11 protein-coding genes are annotated in these 15,661 nt (G+C 66.6%); 5 read left to right on the top strand and 6 right to left on the bottom strand.

Going from position 1 to position 15,661, the window contains the following annotated elements:
- The gene (locus tag ACW2Q0_RS19760) at nucleotides 1-1,224 is read right to left on the bottom strand and encodes an aminotransferase family protein (RefSeq protein ID WP_457192218.1); all 1,224 of its coding nucleotides are present in this window, start codon (nucleotides 1,222-1,224) and stop codon (nucleotides 1-3) included.
- A gap of 411 nt (nucleotides 1,225-1,635) precedes the next feature.
- Here ACW2Q0_RS19760 and hrpA point away from each other — a divergent pair, with 411 nt between their 5' ends.
- The gene (gene hrpA, locus ACW2Q0_RS19755) at nucleotides 1,636-5,862 is read left to right on the top strand and encodes an ATP-dependent RNA helicase HrpA (protein ID WP_457192216.1); all 4,227 of its coding nucleotides are present in this window, start codon (nucleotides 1,636-1,638) and stop codon (nucleotides 5,860-5,862) included.
- Between the two features lie 160 nt (nucleotides 5,863-6,022).
- On the opposite strand, the gene nrdR is transcribed toward hrpA, so the two are convergent.
- Both nrdR and ACW2Q0_RS19745 read right to left on the bottom strand, forming a co-directional pair.
- The gene (nrdR, locus tag ACW2Q0_RS19750; RefSeq protein WP_457192214.1) at nucleotides 6,023-6,499 is read right to left on the bottom strand and encodes a transcriptional regulator NrdR; all 477 of its coding nucleotides are present in this window, start codon (nucleotides 6,497-6,499) and stop codon (nucleotides 6,023-6,025) included.
- Nucleotides 6,500-6,757: 258 nt separating this feature from the next.
- The gene (locus ACW2Q0_RS19745) at nucleotides 6,758-7,198 is read right to left on the bottom strand and encodes a hypothetical protein (protein ID WP_457192212.1); all 441 of its coding nucleotides are present in this window, start codon (nucleotides 7,196-7,198) and stop codon (nucleotides 6,758-6,760) included.
- A 227-nt stretch (nucleotides 7,199-7,425) separates the two neighbouring features.
- On the opposite strand from ACW2Q0_RS19745, the gene lexA reads away from it, so the two are divergent.
- The gene (gene lexA, locus ACW2Q0_RS19740; RefSeq protein ID WP_457192210.1) at nucleotides 7,426-8,136 is read left to right on the top strand and encodes a transcriptional repressor LexA; all 711 of its coding nucleotides are present in this window, start codon (nucleotides 7,426-7,428) and stop codon (nucleotides 8,134-8,136) included.
- A gap of 27 nt (nucleotides 8,137-8,163) precedes the next feature.
- On the opposite strand, the gene ACW2Q0_RS19735 is transcribed toward lexA, so the two are convergent.
- The gene (locus tag ACW2Q0_RS19735; RefSeq protein WP_457192208.1) at nucleotides 8,164-9,795 is read right to left on the bottom strand and encodes a carboxylesterase/lipase family protein; all 1,632 of its coding nucleotides are present in this window, start codon (nucleotides 9,793-9,795) and stop codon (nucleotides 8,164-8,166) included.
- A gap of 141 nt (nucleotides 9,796-9,936) precedes the next feature.
- Here ACW2Q0_RS19735 and ACW2Q0_RS19730 point away from each other — a divergent pair, with 141 nt between their 5' ends.
- Both ACW2Q0_RS19730 and ACW2Q0_RS19725 read left to right on the top strand, forming a co-directional pair.
- Nucleotides 9,937-11,280: a cytochrome P450 gene (locus tag ACW2Q0_RS19730; protein ID WP_457192206.1), complete on the top strand. Its 1,344-nt coding sequence runs from the start codon at nucleotides 9,937-9,939 to the stop codon at nucleotides 11,278-11,280.
- Between the two features lie 138 nt (nucleotides 11,281-11,418).
- Nucleotides 11,419-12,048: a TetR/AcrR family transcriptional regulator gene (locus ACW2Q0_RS19725; protein WP_457192204.1), complete on the top strand. Its 630-nt coding sequence runs from the start codon at nucleotides 11,419-11,421 to the stop codon at nucleotides 12,046-12,048.
- On the opposite strand, the gene ACW2Q0_RS19720 is transcribed toward ACW2Q0_RS19725, so the two are convergent.
- The gene (locus tag ACW2Q0_RS19720) at nucleotides 12,045-12,710 is read right to left on the bottom strand and encodes a class I SAM-dependent methyltransferase (RefSeq protein WP_457192202.1); all 666 of its coding nucleotides are present in this window, start codon (nucleotides 12,708-12,710) and stop codon (nucleotides 12,045-12,047) included. The two genes, ACW2Q0_RS19725 and ACW2Q0_RS19720, sit on opposite strands and share 4 nt — an antisense overlap.
- A gap of 680 nt (nucleotides 12,711-13,390) precedes the next feature.
- Between ACW2Q0_RS19720 and ACW2Q0_RS19715 the strand changes: the two genes are divergently transcribed.
- Nucleotides 13,391-14,032 carry a formylglycine-generating enzyme family protein gene (locus ACW2Q0_RS19715; protein ID WP_457192336.1) on the top strand — a complete coding sequence of 214 codons (642 nt, stop codon included), beginning with the start codon at nucleotides 13,391-13,393 and terminating at the stop codon, nucleotides 14,030-14,032.
- Nucleotides 14,033-14,041: 9 nt separating this feature from the next.
- Here the strand turns inward: ACW2Q0_RS19715 and ACW2Q0_RS19710 are convergent, their stop codons facing one another.
- On the bottom strand, nucleotides 14,042-15,577 hold the full coding sequence (locus tag ACW2Q0_RS19710) for an aldehyde dehydrogenase family protein (protein WP_457192200.1): 1,536 nt from the start codon (nucleotides 15,575-15,577) through the stop codon (nucleotides 14,042-14,044).
- Nucleotides 15,578-15,661: the final 84 nt, after the last annotated feature.

Here is a 15,661-nt window from a genome sequence, read left to right as displayed (position 1 = left end):
TCAGCCCAGAGCGCGGGTGAATCCCTCGACGAGTTCGTCCACCTGGTCGTCGGTCATCACGAACGACGGCGAGATCTGCATTGCGCCCTGGCCCGCCGCACGTCCTGAGATGCCGTGCTCCCGTAAGGTTTTCACGAACGGTAGCCCCTCGGAAGGATCGGCGAGCTGGATCGCGGCGACCGCGCCGAGACCGCTGCGGACCTCGGCCACTCGCGGGTGGTCCGCGAGCGAGGCGAGTTTGTCGTGCAGGGTGGATTCCAGGCGCTTCGCCTCGTCGAGTAAGCCCTCGCGTTCGACAATGGCGAGGTTGGCGAGGGCTGCGGCGGCGGCTCCGGCGTGGCCGCCGTAGGTGTAGCCGTGCCGCCACCAAACGCCCCCGCTGAAGAAGGGGGCGGCGATGTGGGGGGCGATGAAGACCGCGCCCATCGGGACGTAGCCGGAGGTCAGGCCCTTGGCAGTGGTCATGAGATCGGGTTGGAGGTCGAAGCGGCTTGCGGCGAACCACGATCCGCCGATGCGGCCGAATCCGGTGACGACCTCGTCGATCACGAAGAGGATGTCGTGGTCGCGGCAGATGCGCCGTACCTCGGCCAGGTAGCCCTCTGGCGGCAGGTACACCCCGCCCGCGCCGATAATGGGTTCGCAGAAGAAGGCGGCGATGCGCTGCGCGCCGATCTCCTCGATGAGCGCCAGCAACGCCTTCGCATCGTCCCATGCGACGGTGCGGGCATCGGACATCAACTCGCCATAGCCCTCCCGGTTGCCCGGGATACCCGCCAAAGCCGTTCCTGCGATATGCATTCCGTGATACGCGCGCTGACGTCCGACGACAATCGTCTTATCCGGATGCCCCAGCTCATGCCAGTAGCGGCGGGCGAGTTTCGCCGCGGTGTCCACCGAGTCCGAGCCGCCGGAGGTGAAGAAGATCTTACTGTCGGGCACCGGGGCGATGCTCGCCAACTTCTCCGCCAATTCCTGGGTGGCGGGTTCGGCGAAATCACCGAAGTTCGAATAGTGCGCGACCGTACGCAGCTGCGCGGCGACCGCATCGGCGATCTCCGCGCGACCGTGCCCGACATTGGTGAACCACAGACCGGCCGTCGCGTCCAGATACCTGGTACCCGCCTGGTCATAGACGTAAGCACCGTCGCCACGCGCCACGACGAAGGCACCATCGCGTTCGACGGCACCCATATCGGCGAACCCGTGCCATAGCGCACCCATATCAACCACCTCTACCTCGACAACTCCATCACGTCGTCCGCACCGCACCAGCCGTTGCCCGATTCGCGACCATCACGATAGGCATGATCCGACGCGCGACGTAACCCACCCACCCCTGTTCGTCCCAGCGGTAGACCGCGCGCCGCCGGATCCCGCTTGTCTCCCCGACGAGCGATCCTTCGAAGCCGACTGCACGACCGCGCACACTGCATATCCGCGATCGCGGCGAAGCGCGGGATGCGGATCCACAGGGGCGCGGCACCGCCTGTCAGCATCGGATCTTCCCACATCAGGACCGCCGCGAGCGGTGGACCGAGCCCGCGCGAGCAGCGCGGTGTCGCCGGTGTGCGCACCGGATGCCCACGCCCGACTCGGATTCGACGCACCGGTTTCGCTACCCTGGTGAACGCAATGACCAGGACAGCCGACGCGAATCTCCGCGAGCTTCGGACCCGCCTGGCCGCCGTAACCCTCCGCGATGAACACCGGTTGCGCCGCAACCTGGACCGGGCCCGCGGCGGCGATCTCACCGACATCACGGCCGAGATCGCGGCGGCCGAGCAGCGCGTCGAGGCCCGCCGTGCGGCAGTACCCGAAATCCGCTATCCGGAACAGCTACCGGTCTCCGCGCGCCGCGAGGAGATCGCCAAGGCGATCATGGAGAACCAGGTCGTCATCGTTGCGGGCGAGACCGGATCCGGCAAGACCACCCAGATTCCCAAGATCTGCCTGGAACTCGGCCGAGGCATTCGCGGCACCATCGGGCACACCCAGCCCCGGCGGCTGGCCGCGCGCACCGTCGCCGAGCGTATCGCGGAGGAATTGGGCACCGAGCTGGGTGATGTCGTCGGCTACACCGTGCGTTTCACCGATCAGGCCTCCGATCGCACGCTCGTCAAGCTGATGACCGACGGCATCCTGCTCGCCGAAATCCAGCGCGACCGGCTGCTGCGCCGCTACGACACGATCATCATCGACGAAGCGCACGAACGCAGCCTCAATATCGACTTCCTGCTCGGTTACCTGAAGCAATTGCTGCCGCGCCGACCAGATCTCAAGGTGATCATCACCTCGGCGACGATCGATCCGGAGTTGTTCGCACGCCACTTCGCGACGCCGACCGATGCTCCGAATACCGACGAATCCGATACTGCCGCACCGATTGTCGAGGTGTCCGGCCGTTCCTATCCGGTCGAAATCCGGTACCGGCCACTATCGCTGGAACTACCCGGCGCCAGCGATGACGACGACGAGGACACCCGGATCGTGGACCGCGACCCGGTCGACGCCATCGGTGACGCGGTACGCGAACTCTTCGCCGACGGCGACGGTGACGTGCTGGTCTTCCTCTCCGGCGAGCGCGAGATCCGCGACACCGCGGACGCGTTGCGCGACTTACAGCTTCCCCGCACCGAGATCCTGCCGCTCTACGCCCGTCTGTCCGCGGCCGAACAGCATCGCGTATTCGCCCCACATCCAGGACGACGAGTTGTGCTGGCCACCAATGTCGCCGAGACCTCGCTGACCGTCCCCGGCATCCGCTACGTCATCGATCCCGGCACCGCGCGCATCTCCCGCTATTCGATGCGCACCAAGGTGCAGCGCCTTCCCATCGAAGAGGTCTCGCAGGCCTCGGCGCGCCAGCGCGCGGGACGCTGTGGCCGCGTGGCCGACGGCATCTGCATCCGCCTGTATTCCGAGCAAGATTTCGAATCCCGGCCCGCGTTCACCGAACCGGAAATCCTGCGGACCAATCTGGCCGCCGTCATCCTGCAGATGACCGCGCTGGGGCTCGGCGATATCGAGAAGTTCCCGTTCGTGGAGGCACCCGACCGCAGGGCCATTCGTGACGGTATCGCGCTGCTGGAGGAATTGGGCGCGCTCGCCCCACGCGCATCCGCGAAATCGGTTCGGCAGCAGGCCGATTCGACGACGAAGGTCGAGGCGAGTACCAGCCGGAGCGCCGCGGAGGAACGGATACCGGCGCAGCCGGTGTCCGATGCGGCGCTGACGCTCACTGCGACCGGGCGCGAAATGGCTCAGCTACCGGTGGATCCGCGAATGGCGCGCATGCTGGTCGAGGCCCATCGCGACGGTGTGCTCGCGGATGTGCTGATCATCGTCGCGGCGCTGTCCATTCAGGATGTACGCGAACGTCCCGCGGACCATCAGCAGGCCGCCGACACCAAGCACTCCCGCTTTGTGGTCGAGGGCTCGGATTTCCTGGCATATCTGCGGTTGTGGGAGTACCTGACCGAGCAGCGGAAGTCACTGTCGTCCAATCAGTTCCGGCGCATGTGCCGTGACGAGTTCCTGCACTATCTGCGGATCCGGGAGTGGCAGGACCTACACGGGCAGTTACGGACGATCACCCGAGGCCTCGGGTGGTCAGCGCACGGCGACGGTTCGGATGGCGCCGAAAGTGGTTCGCGCCGTATGCGATCCGGCGGCGATGGCGGCGACTCGGACAGTGGACAGCGGCGGGACACGGACCGGTCTCGCACGAGAACGAACCGCCGCGGCCGGGCCGACGCTGCCGCTTCGAAACCACAGGCCGCCGAGACACCCGAAAATGATGGCGCCCCATGGAATTCGACGGCCATCCACCAGGCATTGCTGGCAGGTATGCTCTCCCACATCGGTGTCCGTGAGGCCGAGACCCGCGAATTCCTCGGTGCCCGCAATGCCAAATTCATGATCTTCCCCGGATCCTCGCTGGCGAAGAAGCCACCCCGCTGGGTGATGGCGGCCGAACTCGTCGAAACCTCCCGGCTCTGGGGCCGGATGGCGGCACGGGTGGAGCCGGAGTGGGCCGAACGCCTGGCCGGGGATCTGGCCAAACGCACCTACTCCGAACCGCATTGGTCGGCCAAGCGCGGCGCGGCGCGCGCCTACGAGCGGGTCACGTTATACGGTGTGCCGCTGGTGGTGAACCGCGCTGTGGATTACGGCCGGATCGATCCGGAATTTTCGCGCGAACTGTTCATCCGGCATGCCCTCGTCCAGGGTGAGTGGCAGACCCGCCACGAGTTCTTCCACCGCAATCGCGAACTCCTCGACGATGTCGCCGATCTGGAGCACCGCGCCCGCCGCCGCGACATCCTCGTCGATGACGAGGTGCTGTTCGAGTTCTACGACCAGCGCATACCGGCCGATATCGTTTCGGTGCGGCACTTCGACGGCTGGTGGCGCACGGCGAAGCGTAAAAATCCCGCGCTGCTGGATTTCTCGACGGATACGGTAGTCAACGAAGCCGCGGCGGCGCTCGACCCGGCCGACTTCCCGGACGCCTGGCGCCAGGGTGAGTTGAGCTTTCCGCTCACCTACCAATTCGAGCCCGGCAATGACGATGACGGTGTCACCGTGCGGATCCCGGTCGAGCAACTGGCGCATGTGCGCGCCGTCGGCTTCGACTGGCTGGTGCCCGGTATGCGCGACGAGTTGGCGACCGCGCTGATCAAGACACTGCCCAAGGCCCTTCGCCGCACGGTCGTACCGGCACCGGACTTCGCCGCGGCCGCCCTCGCCGCACTCACACCGCGCGCCGAACCGCTGCGTACCGGCTTGGCCAGGGAATTGTCGCGACTCGGTGCGGTCACCATCGCGCCGAGCGATCTCGACCCCGCCGCACTACCGGACCATCTGCGCATGACCTTCGCCGCGATCGATACCCGCGGCCAGGCGCTGGCGCGCGGGAAGAACCTCATGCAGTTGAAAACCCATCTTTCCGAACAGGTTTCGGCCTCGGTCGCCCGCGCTACGGCGGGGGCGGAGCGCGCCCCCGCCACCGTGTGGACCTCGGAATCGCTGGGAACGGTCGAGTCGACGGTGCGCAGCGAGGTGGCCGGACAGACGGTCACCGGCTATCCCGCGCTGGTCCCCGAGGGTGCAGGTGTCGCGGTGCGCGTCCTGAACTCCCCCGCTGAGCAGGCCGCCGCCATGCGAGCGGGCACGCGTGCGCTGGTGCTCGGCGCGATTCCCACCTCGGTCCGCACCGTCACTGCGAGTCTGCCACCACGAGATCGGCTTGCGCTGAGCCAGAATCCGTACGGTTCGCTCGACGCGCTCATCGAGGACTGTCGTGCCGCCGCCGCGGACGAACTGATCGCCGCCGCCGGTGGACCGGTGCGCAGTCCGAATCAGTTCGACGCTCTGGTCGCGAAGATCCGGCCGGACTTCGTATCCGCCGTGGCCCATATCGTGCGGCTGGTGGTGCCGGTGCTGGCCGGAGCGCACCAGGTTTCGTCCGCACTCGCCGATACTTCCGAACCCGATATCGCCGAGGATATCCGCCACCAACTCGACGACCTGATCTTCCCCGGTTTCATCTCGGAATGGGGCAGCACTCGGCTGCGCGATGTCCCCCGCTACCTGGACGCCGCCCGCATCCGGCTGGAGTCGCTACCCGGATCCGCGATCCGCGACCGCCAGGGCATGGTCGAAATCGACCGCGCCCTCGCCGCCTACGACCGCCTCGTCAATGCCCTGTCCGAAACCCGTAGGCACGCCCACGATGTCACCGAAATCTGGTGGATGATCGAGGAATTCCGCGTCAGCCTCTTCGCCCAGAAATTGGGCACGCCCTACCCCGTCTCCGCCAAGCGCATCGAAAAGGCCATCGCCGCCATCGGGCGCTGATGCCCGCCGCGGCGCAGCCACCGATACCCAGGCCGATAGCGACCTGCCGCGGCTGCTGGTTCGGCTGCTCGACATCGGATCGGTCACCAACTGCCCCGAGCAGGCGGTCGGCAGTTTCGGCTGCTCGTGCCCACCGGGCATCTGCCCGTGACCGCGGTGATCAGTCCGCGCCGGTCGCGACCGTCGCTTCCGCGCGATGCTTGCGCAGATCCGCGATTTCGCGTTCGAAATCGTCGGCCGAGGTGAAGGAGCGGTAGACCGAGGCGAACCGCAGGTAGGCGACCTCGTCCAGATCGCGCAGCGGGCCGAGGATGGCCAGGCCGACCTCGTGGCTGGCGACCTCGGGAGACCCCTTCGCGCGCACCGCGTCCTCCACCTGCTGGGCCAGCAGGTTCAGGGCGTCTTCGGCGACCTCGCGGCCCTGGCAGGCGCGGCGCACACCGCGGATGACCTTTTCCCGACTGAACGGTTCGGTAACTCCGCTGCGTTTGACCACGGATAGGATCGCGGTCTCGACGGTGGTGAATCGTCTCCCACACTGCGGGCAGGAACGCCGGCGGCGGATGGCCGCGCCTTCCTCGGCTTCACGCGAGTCGACGACCCGTGAGTCTGGGTGTCGGCAGTAGGGGCAATGCATCCGAGAGATCCTTCGTCGATGCGCGCGCCCGCGTCCGAATCGGCTCCGGTTCGCCAGTCCCGATCCGGCGAGCACGTGTACAGGGGTCTAGACAGATAGGTCCATATCGCGTCCAGAATACCCGGGAGGGGCCACCAACCGTCTCACACGTCCCAACTACCCCGCCGACCGACAGCCTGTTCTAGGTTGCAATCGACAATCTCGCCCCCTTCGTAGCCGATCGACCGGTCCCCCTCCGCCACACCGGCTCTCGACAACCTACTGCGGCACACCGCCTCCCACACCGTCCGGAACCGACTGCCGCTCGACCACGGCGGGCGCCGTCGCGGGGGCTTCACCACCGAAAGTTCCGGCGCGCCAATGCGCCAACCCGATCAAAGCCGTCACCACCAGCGCACTCAACAGTGCGGCCATCGCGAGCACCGCGTAGCCGACCTGCGCCTGCTCGACCCGCGCCATCGGATGCGGTCCTTGCGCCCGACCTAGCGCGCGCGTTCGAACCGGCCCGCGGCCATACGGCGCCACCACACCGCCGGGCCGACCATCGCGCGGGCGCTGATCCGTCGCGGCGCGCGCGGCGTTCAGGGCACGGACGCCACCGCGATGCCGGCGCCGCATGCGCGGAACGGATTCGAAGCCGTGATCGATGTCGGCCTCATCCTCGAGGTCGACACTCGGGGCGCTGATCGCTGTGCTCATCGGACAAACCTCCGTGAAGGGGTGTGGGTGGGTGCTCAGGTATGTCGCGAGACGATGGGGTAGCTGTTCGATCAAGTGTTCGAATAACCTGCGTTCGATTTCTACCACGCCCCGCCGACAAAGTCAGCAGAAAACGCCGACATGCCTCGAACAGATGTTTGATACATCGGCGTGACCGGACTAGATTCGTGTAGACGAAATTCCATGGGTACAGAAGGGCGGTTGCGGTGAGCCACACAGACGACACGGGTGACGAGAGCGGAGTCGGCACCGACCCGTCCGGTACCGGGGCGGATCTCACCGTGCGTCAGCGCAAGGTTCTCGAGGTCATCCGCACCTCGGTGAGCGAGCGCGGCTACCCGCCGAGCATTCGCGAGATCGGCGATGCGGTCGGACTCACCTCCACCTCGTCGGTCGCCCATCAGCTGCGCACCCTCGAGCGCAAGGGCTATCTGCGCCGCGATCCGAATCGCCCACGCGCCGTTGACGTTCGCGGTTTCGACGAGGCGGTACGCGCGGTGACCAGCCTGCCGACCACCGAGGATGTCGAGACCGGCAGGCCGGTCCCGACCTTCGTGCCCGTACTCGGCCGGATCGCCGCCGGTGGCCCGATCCTGGCCGAGCAGGCGGTGGAGGATGTCTTCCCGCTGCCGCGCGAACTGGTCGGCGACGGATCGCTGTTCCTGCTCAAGGTCGTCGGTGAATCGATGGTCGACGCGGCGATCTGCGATGGCGACTGGGTGGTCGTGCGCCAGCAGAATGTCGCGGATAACGGCGATATCGTGGCCGCGATGATCGAGGGCGAGGCGACGGTGAAGACGTTCAAGCGCACCGGTAAGGATGTCTGGCTCATGCCGCACAATCCGCTGTTCGAACCCATTCCGGGCAATGACGCGCAGATCCTCGGGAAGGTCGTCACGGTCATCCGCAAGATCTGACCGCGATTCAGCGCGAGCCGCCCCGGCTCAGCGCGGCAGCATCGGCTTCCAGAAGTCGGCACGGTGATCGGCGGCGTAGGAGTCGATGAGCCGATTTCCGCTGGGGCGGAAGGACATCACGAGCGGTGTGGCGGGGTCGTAGGCCGGGATCGGCTCGAGACCTGCCGGATCCGGGCGCGCATCGATGGTGAATCGGGTCCAGTACCGTCGCATTTCGGTGGCGAGGCGCTGTTGGTCCGGTGACATGACGGCGCCGTAGAGCCAGCCGAGGTCGCGCAGGCTCCACAGCGATGCCAGTTCGCTGGCGTGGAATGCGCCCAGCGGGAAGCTATTCGGTGGGCCGAGCGGCGCCGGGTCGTCGAATGAGTAGGTGTAGGTGGGGGTGCGCGGGCCGAGCGCGTCGTACTCGACGATCAGTTGGGTGAGGACGCGGTCGGTCCAGGCACGCGAGAGTGCGAGCGCGGGCTCGGGATAGGCGGCGGGCGGGTAGGCCTGTTCGACGCGATCGAGCTGCTCAGGTGTCAGGTCGGGCATGGCGGCGGCCAGTGCGTCGCGGTATCCGGCGGCGGTCAGTGGCCTACCGAAGGGCACACCGTAGCTCCGGTACACGAACAGCGACATCTCGTCGTTGTTCGCCCCGATGAGGATGGGCATATCGGCCAAAGTGCCGTCGCGCAGCACCGCTTGTGGCCCGGACGGCAGGAACCGGCCCCCGAATACCGTCGCCGTGAAGGAATCGTTCACCAATGTATCGACCGGCAGCGCACGCAGGCACGCGGCGGTGTCGGGTCCGGTGCACCCGAGACGTGCGGCGTATGCGTCGCTATCGGCCGTCGCCTTCGCGATGGGGACACCGGTGCTGCACGGTCCGCTCTCCATGATCGCGGCCCGGAACAGTCCCCGCGAACTCGGCGCGGCCATCTGCGTGCACACCGACGCCGCACCGGCCGACTCCCCCGCGAGCGTCACGCGATCGGGATCACCGCCGAATGCCGCGATATTGCGCTGCACCCAGCGCAATGCGGCCTGCTGGTCCAGATAGCCGTAATTCCCGGGTCCGGAACCGTCGTCGAGGGCCGACGCGGCAAGGTAGCCGAGCGCGCCGAGCCGGTAGTTGATCGTGACCACGACCAAATCACCATCGCCGTGCGCGATCAGCGGCGCGGCACCGTAGGTATCGCCGGAACCGGTGACGAAACTGCCGCCGTGCATCCAGACAAGTACCGGTAGCCCGGCACCGTCGGCGGGCAGGCTGCGCGGCGTCGAAACATTCAGGTACAGACAGTCTTCCGACTTCGTCAGGTTCGCACCGATCACCCCGTAGATGTCGTTTTCCTGCGGACAGCTCGGCCCGGCCACCGCGGCATCCCGAATACCGGGCCACGGTGCGGCCGGCGCCGGTGGCCGCCACCGCAAGTCGCCGATCGGCGGCGCCGCGTAGGGAATGCCCGCGAACAACCGATGCTCTGCGGCCACGACTCCGCGCAACTGACCGGTCTCGATGGTGACGAGCTCGACGGCGCCAGAATAGGCGGGCGCCTGGCCGGCCACGCCCATCAGTACAACCACGGACGCGAGGACGGCGAACCATCCCCGTGCCGCCCATTGATCAGGTTTGCGCAGCTCGTTCCCGCCGCGAAACCAACCTCCCGTTGTCACCCAACGATGCTTGCGCACTCGCTCACGCTAACCACCGGCAGCGCCGGAGCGGGCGGCAATTCCGAAAGTGCCCCTTGCCACATGTCGGTACATGACTGTACCGTGATTGTGGTACATAGATGTACCACTGGGAGGTATCGCATGGCCACGGTGAAATTGCCCGACGGACCGAAGAGCCCAGCCTTCGTACAGGCCATCGAAGTGATGGTGGGCCGAACCCACGCATGGCGCCGATTGCACGAGCGGTACGGCTCCGCGTTCACCGTATACCTGGCCCGCTTCGGACAGATGGTGGTGCTGTCCGAACCGGCCGAGGTGAAGGCGCTGTTCACCGCGAGTACCGACGTGGCCGATAACGTCGATGTCAATCTCGGACAGTTCCTCGGTCCCGGTTCGCTGTTCGCGCTGACCGGCGCCGAACATCGTAGGCAGCGCACATTGCTCACCCCACCGTTCCACGGTCGTCGCCTCGCGGTGTACGAGACGCTGATCGAGCAGGAGACGGTGCGCGAACTGGCCACCTGGCCGCAAGGCCGGGAGTTCGCGACGATGGAGTCGATGATGCGGATCACCCTGAATGTGATTCTGCGCGCCGTATTCGGCGCCGAGGGTAAGGAATTCGAGGAACTGCGCGAGTTGCTGCCCAAACTGGTATTGGTCGGCTCGGCGCTGGCGGCCCTGCCGGTGCCGCGCAGGTTCTTGGGGCGGTACGGGCCATGGGCCCGCTTCACCGCACACCGGCGCGACTACGACGAGATCGTCGGCAGGCTCATCGATCGAGCCGCCATCGACGAGCACCTCGCCGACCGCGACGATGTGCTGGCGATGATGCTGCGGGCCCGCTACGACGACGGCACCGCGATGACCCGCGGCGAGATCGCCGACGAACTGCTCACCCTGCTCGCCGCTGGTCACGAGACCACGGCTACCACCCTGTCGTGGACCATCGAACGGTTACGCAGGCATCCGGAAGTGTTGCGGCGCTTGGTCGAGGAGGTCGACGAAGGCGGTTCGGCACTGCGCGAGGCCACCCTGCTGGAAGTGCAGCGGGTACGTCCGGTCATCGATATGACGGCCCGCAAGATCCGTGCGGAGTCGCTGCGGTTGGGTCGGTGGACCCTGCCCAAGGGACAGAATGTGCTGATCAGCATTCGGCTCATGCACGACAACGAGGAACTTTTCCCGAATGCCCGCGCCTTCGACCCGGACCGTTTCGTCGGTGTCCGGCCAGGCACCTTCACCTGGATTCCGTTCGGCGGCGGCGCCCGCCGCTGCATCGGTGCTGCCTTCGCAACCATGGAGTCGAATGTCGTATTGCGCACGCTGCTGCGGGATTTCATCCTCGAGCCGACCGACGCACCCGATGAGCGCACCCACTTCCGTGGTGTCGCGCTGGCGCCAGCCAAGAAGGGCCGCGCTGTGGTGTATCGCCGCACGCCCCGGCCCATCACGACCGAGGCCCGAGCCGACCAGGTGACAGTATGAGTGCAGCAACACACTGCGCCACGGGCGGATCGAGGACGGCACTATCCGGTTGGCACGCCGGCCCTCCGTACCCGACCATATTCCGGTGCGTGTGAGGTCATGATCGCTATGGCGGCCGGGCGAACTAACCTGATTCTCGTGACACGTACCGAGCCCACCGCCAGTATCGCCGCCGAGGAGGCGCCGGAATCCGTCTTCCGGCGGCGGCTCCTCGACGCGATGGCCGAGGCCGTACGCGATCGCGGTTATCGCGAAACGACCGTGGCCGATGTGGTCCGTATCGCCCGCACGTCCCGTCGTACCTTCTACGAACATTTCGACAGCAAACAGGACTGCTTCATCGCGCTGCTCACCGAGCGCAACAATGACACGGTCCAGCAGATCTACGATGCCGTCGACTCGGCCGCGCCCTGGCACACCCAGGTCCGACAGGCCATCGAGGCCTGGATCAGCGCATCCCATCAGGATCCGACGATCACCCTGGCCTGGATCCGGGACACCCCGGCGCTCGGCGAGGCCGCTCGCCGACTCCACCACGACGCGGGCGAGGCCTTCATCGAGCTGATCCAAAGCATCACCGCCACACCGAGATTCGAAGCACCCGGGCTGCATCCACCGACCCGGCAGATGGCGACCATCCTCTACGGCGGTTTCCGCGAACTCATCGCCTCCACGGTCGAGGAGGGCAACGACATCCGCGACATCATCGACGTCGCGGTCGAAACGGCCATTGCCCTGGTCGGCCCGCGCTACGAACAGCGGGGCTAGTCCTTCACGGCCGTGAACTGTGCCAACGCGCCGTTGCACACCAACTCGACCTCGCGCAGACCCGCCGCGGCAATCCAGTCCGACAACTCGGCCGCGGTACCGGACGGACCGAATACGCCCATCGTTCGCATGACCCGCATGTGCCAGTCGAACAGCGGCCGGATCCCGCGCACCACGCAACTGCCGACCAGCCGTCCACCCGGGGCGAGCACCCGGGCGAGCGAAGCGACGGCGGCAGCCGGATCCGGCACACAGTGCAGACCGGCGAAAGTCACCACGAGATCGAATTCGCCGGTGGTGAAGGGCAGATCGACCACGTCGGCGCGCATATAGTCGATATCGGACAGTCCGGCGCGCTCGGCCGCGCGACGTGCCGCCGCCAACTGGTCGTCGGAAATGTCGGCCGCCACATATCGGAGCTTGCGACCGGATTCGAGTCGACGCAGCGTCACGCCGCCGCCGACTGGCAGGTCCAGCGGCGCGGCACCCTCCGGTAGCTGATTGACGACATCCATCGCCGCATACATCGGGCGGGTATCGCAACCCCACAGCACCCATCCGGCGGGGCGGGCCACCCGCGGGTGGTCGAGTACGAAGTCGTACACCGGAGCCCCGAGATTCCCCCAGACTCGGCTCTGCCACACTTCACGGACGTCGGGCACTGTCGTCTCCTCTTCGCGGTGCGCGTCCAGGCTAGGCCGAAGGTCATCGGCGCGCCAAGATTTCGCCGATACGGTCCGATCACCGGTGCTTGCTCGACCCGCAGGTGCTGCGGTACCGCGGATGCGGCGGCCCGGGTCACCGTCGGGTCCGTGCTCCGCACCGTGACGATCGGCATCAGGCGTGCGCTGCGGCGGTCCCACACTCCCGAGAACTGTTCTCCGACAATGAGTTCGTCGTGTCTGGTGCTCGACACTGATGTACCTGCCTGCTGGGTCTGCGCGGGAATTGTTGCGCGCTCACGATATTCGAGGAAGATCGCGGCGCAGGCAGCGTCCACCTTCAGGGTGCACTTGTCGTTCAACTGGCCATCCCAGGTGAATTCGACGCGATGGCCGGGCTCCGGGCAAGCGCCCCCGACCGCGACTGTGGCACATCAATAGTATTGGGCGACAGCGCTTCCCGCGCGAACGGCGGACGCTGGCACGCGGCGACGGCGACGGCGACGGCGACCAACGGCGCACGACCGGCGCCACCCTCGATGCACGGAAACCGTATCTCCTTCGACCGATCGATTGCCGCGGCACCGCGCCAGAAAATCCACGCCCCATCCTGGTCACCGCGGCGCCGCAACGCGATACGCATGCACTACGATCAACCAGCTGTGCGTACGGAAATCGAGATGGTCGGGCTGCCCCCGGGTCTGGTGACGCTGTCGGATCGGCGGACCCAGCGGAGTTGGGCAGTCGAGGTAGCGGGGTTTCGGTTGGCGGCGTTTTCGATTACGCAATCGCAGTATGCGCAGGTCATCGGCGAGCTGCCGAGTACGGCGCGCGGTGACCGACTGCCGGTCGAGGGGGTTTCGTGGTTCGATGCGGTCCGGTTCTGCAACGGCCTGTCGCTGCGTGCGGGTTTGCCGCCCGCATATCGCGTGCATGACGACGAAGTCGAGTGGGATGCCGAAAGCGACGGGTACCGGCTGCCTACCGAGGCCGAATGGGAGTATGCCTGCCGGGCGGGCACGTCGGGTCCGCGATACGGCGAGATCGGCGAAATCGCCTGGTATCGCGGCAATTCCGCAGAGCACGTACACGAGGTCGGCGGCAAGCTGCCCAACGCGTGGGGCCTGTACGACATGCTCGGCAATGTCTGGGATTGGTGCTGGGACATCTACGACGCCGAGGTGTACGACTCGTATCGGGTGCTGCGCGGCGGCGGTTGGTCCGATGAGAAGTGGAGTTGCCGGGCCTCGGTGCGACGGCGCAGCCATCCGACCTATCGGATCGACGATGTCGGATTCCGGGTCGCCCGCTCGCTAGCCTGAGCCGGCGCCTTATCGTTTGCCGCCCAGAAACTTCGGCAGCTTGCGCCGGCCGCGCCCGTCGAGCGCGCGCATGAATCCCCGCACCACGCTCAGGCGCGTGCGTGAGGCCGGGTACCACATCAGCTCATGCTTCATCGCCGGTATCCGCGGCACCGTAATCGCCTGCTGGCGACAGTATTTCCGGATTCCGGCGGCACCGCCCCATCGGGCGCCGACCCCGGAATCCTTCCACCCGCCCATCGGCAGCGCGAAGCTGAACAAATTCGCGAAGGCGTCGTTGATATTGACCGCACCGACGTCCAGTCGCCGCGCCACCCGCTCGCCGCGCTTGCGGTCACCGGTCCAGATGGTGGCCGACAGACCGTAGACCGAATCATTGGCCTGGCGTACCGCCTCATCTTCATCGGCGACCTTCAACACCGGAATGGTCGGTCCGAATGTCTCCTCGCTGATGCACGCCATCGAATGGTCCACATCCACCAGCACGGTCGGTTCGAAGAAGGTGCCGACCCCCGTCGCCTTGCCGCCGATGGTGATCCGCGCGCCCGCGGCCACCGCCTGATCGACATGGCGGGCCACGATATCGCGCTGCGCCTCGGTTGCCATCGCGCCGATATCGAAGGCGAATCCGCGTCCGTCGTGCCCCTGCCGCAGCTTGCGCACCTGTTCGGTCAGACTGGTCACGAACTCGTCATAGATCGGCGCCTCGACGTACACCCGCTCGATCGACACACAGACCTGCCCGGAATTGAACAGTCCGCCATAGGCGATGCCCGCCGCCGCCCGCTCGATATCGGCATCGGCGAGCACGATCGCCGGATCCTTGCCGCCGAGTTCGAGACTGTATGGCGTCAGGGTCGCACCGCAGGCGGCCGCGATCGCCTTACCGGTCCTGGTCGATCCGGTGAACTGCACATAATCGACCGCCTCGACGACCGCGCGTCCGGTATCCCCCCGCCCGGTCGACACCGCGAAGACCGGCGGCGCACCGATCTCGGCCCAGCCGCGCGCCAGCTCGACCGCACTCAATGGCGTCACCTCCGATGGCTTGACCAGCACCGCGGCACCGGCCATCAGCGCGGGCAGCGCATCGAAGCACACATTGAGCAGCGGAAAGTTCCACGGCGTGATGATCCCGACGACCGGATACGGCCGAGAGGTCTTGATCAGTCGCTTGGTCCAGCCGAGCGGACTGTGCGGTGCCGGATGCTCGTCGAGCAGGAATTTCGCGGCATTGCGCGCCCAGTATTTGATCAGATCGACCGCGGCGGGCACCTCGATCTCCGCATCGAAGCGGGTCTTGCCCGTTTCGGACTGGATCACATCGGTCAGCTCGTCGGAATTGTCGATCAGCCAGTCCTGCAGCCGAAACAACCACTCGGCGCGCTTATCGGGACCGATCGCCTCCCATTCCGGCTGGAACAGGCGCAATTCGCGCACCGTCGCGGCCACGGCAACACTCGATTCATCGGCTACCCGGCCGGTGATGCTGCCGTCTGCCGGATTGTGTACCTCGATCTCGACCTGCTCTTGCGCCGTACTCATCCGCCTCACCTCCTGTGCTGTGGCCCCCCTCCAGCGTGGCATTTTCGCCGCTGTGGCACCGGGTGTTCCGATTTTCCTGCGATG

Source organism: Nocardia citri, from assembly GCF_054065835.1.
Note: the sequence above shows the minus strand (reverse complement) of the source record. Positions and strands in the feature narration are given on the sequence as shown.

What these genes read in the sequence shown, in the direction of transcription:
- nrdR (WP_457192214.1), bottom strand. Translation starts at nt 6,499, where the DNA reads ATGCATTGCCCCTACTGCCGACACCCAGACTCACGGGTCGTCGACTCG.
- ACW2Q0_RS19710 (WP_457192200.1), bottom strand. Translation starts at nt 15,577, where the DNA reads ATGAGTACGGCGCAAGAGCAGGTCGAGATCGAGGTACACAATCCGGCA.
- ACW2Q0_RS19715 (WP_457192336.1), top strand. Translation starts at nt 13,391, where the DNA reads ATGGTCGGGCTGCCCCCGGGTCTGGTGACGCTGTCGGATCGGCGGACC.
- hrpA (WP_457192216.1), top strand. Translation starts at nt 1,636, where the DNA reads ATGACCAGGACAGCCGACGCGAATCTCCGCGAGCTTCGGACCCGCCTG.
- ACW2Q0_RS19760 (WP_457192218.1), bottom strand. Translation starts at nt 1,224, where the DNA reads ATGGGTGCGCTATGGCACGGGTTCGCCGATATGGGTGCCGTCGAACGC.
- ACW2Q0_RS19730 (WP_457192206.1), top strand. Translation starts at nt 9,937, where the DNA reads ATGGCCACGGTGAAATTGCCCGACGGACCGAAGAGCCCAGCCTTCGTA.
- ACW2Q0_RS19745 (WP_457192212.1), bottom strand. Translation starts at nt 7,198, where the DNA reads ATGAGCACAGCGATCAGCGCCCCGAGTGTCGACCTCGAGGATGAGGCC.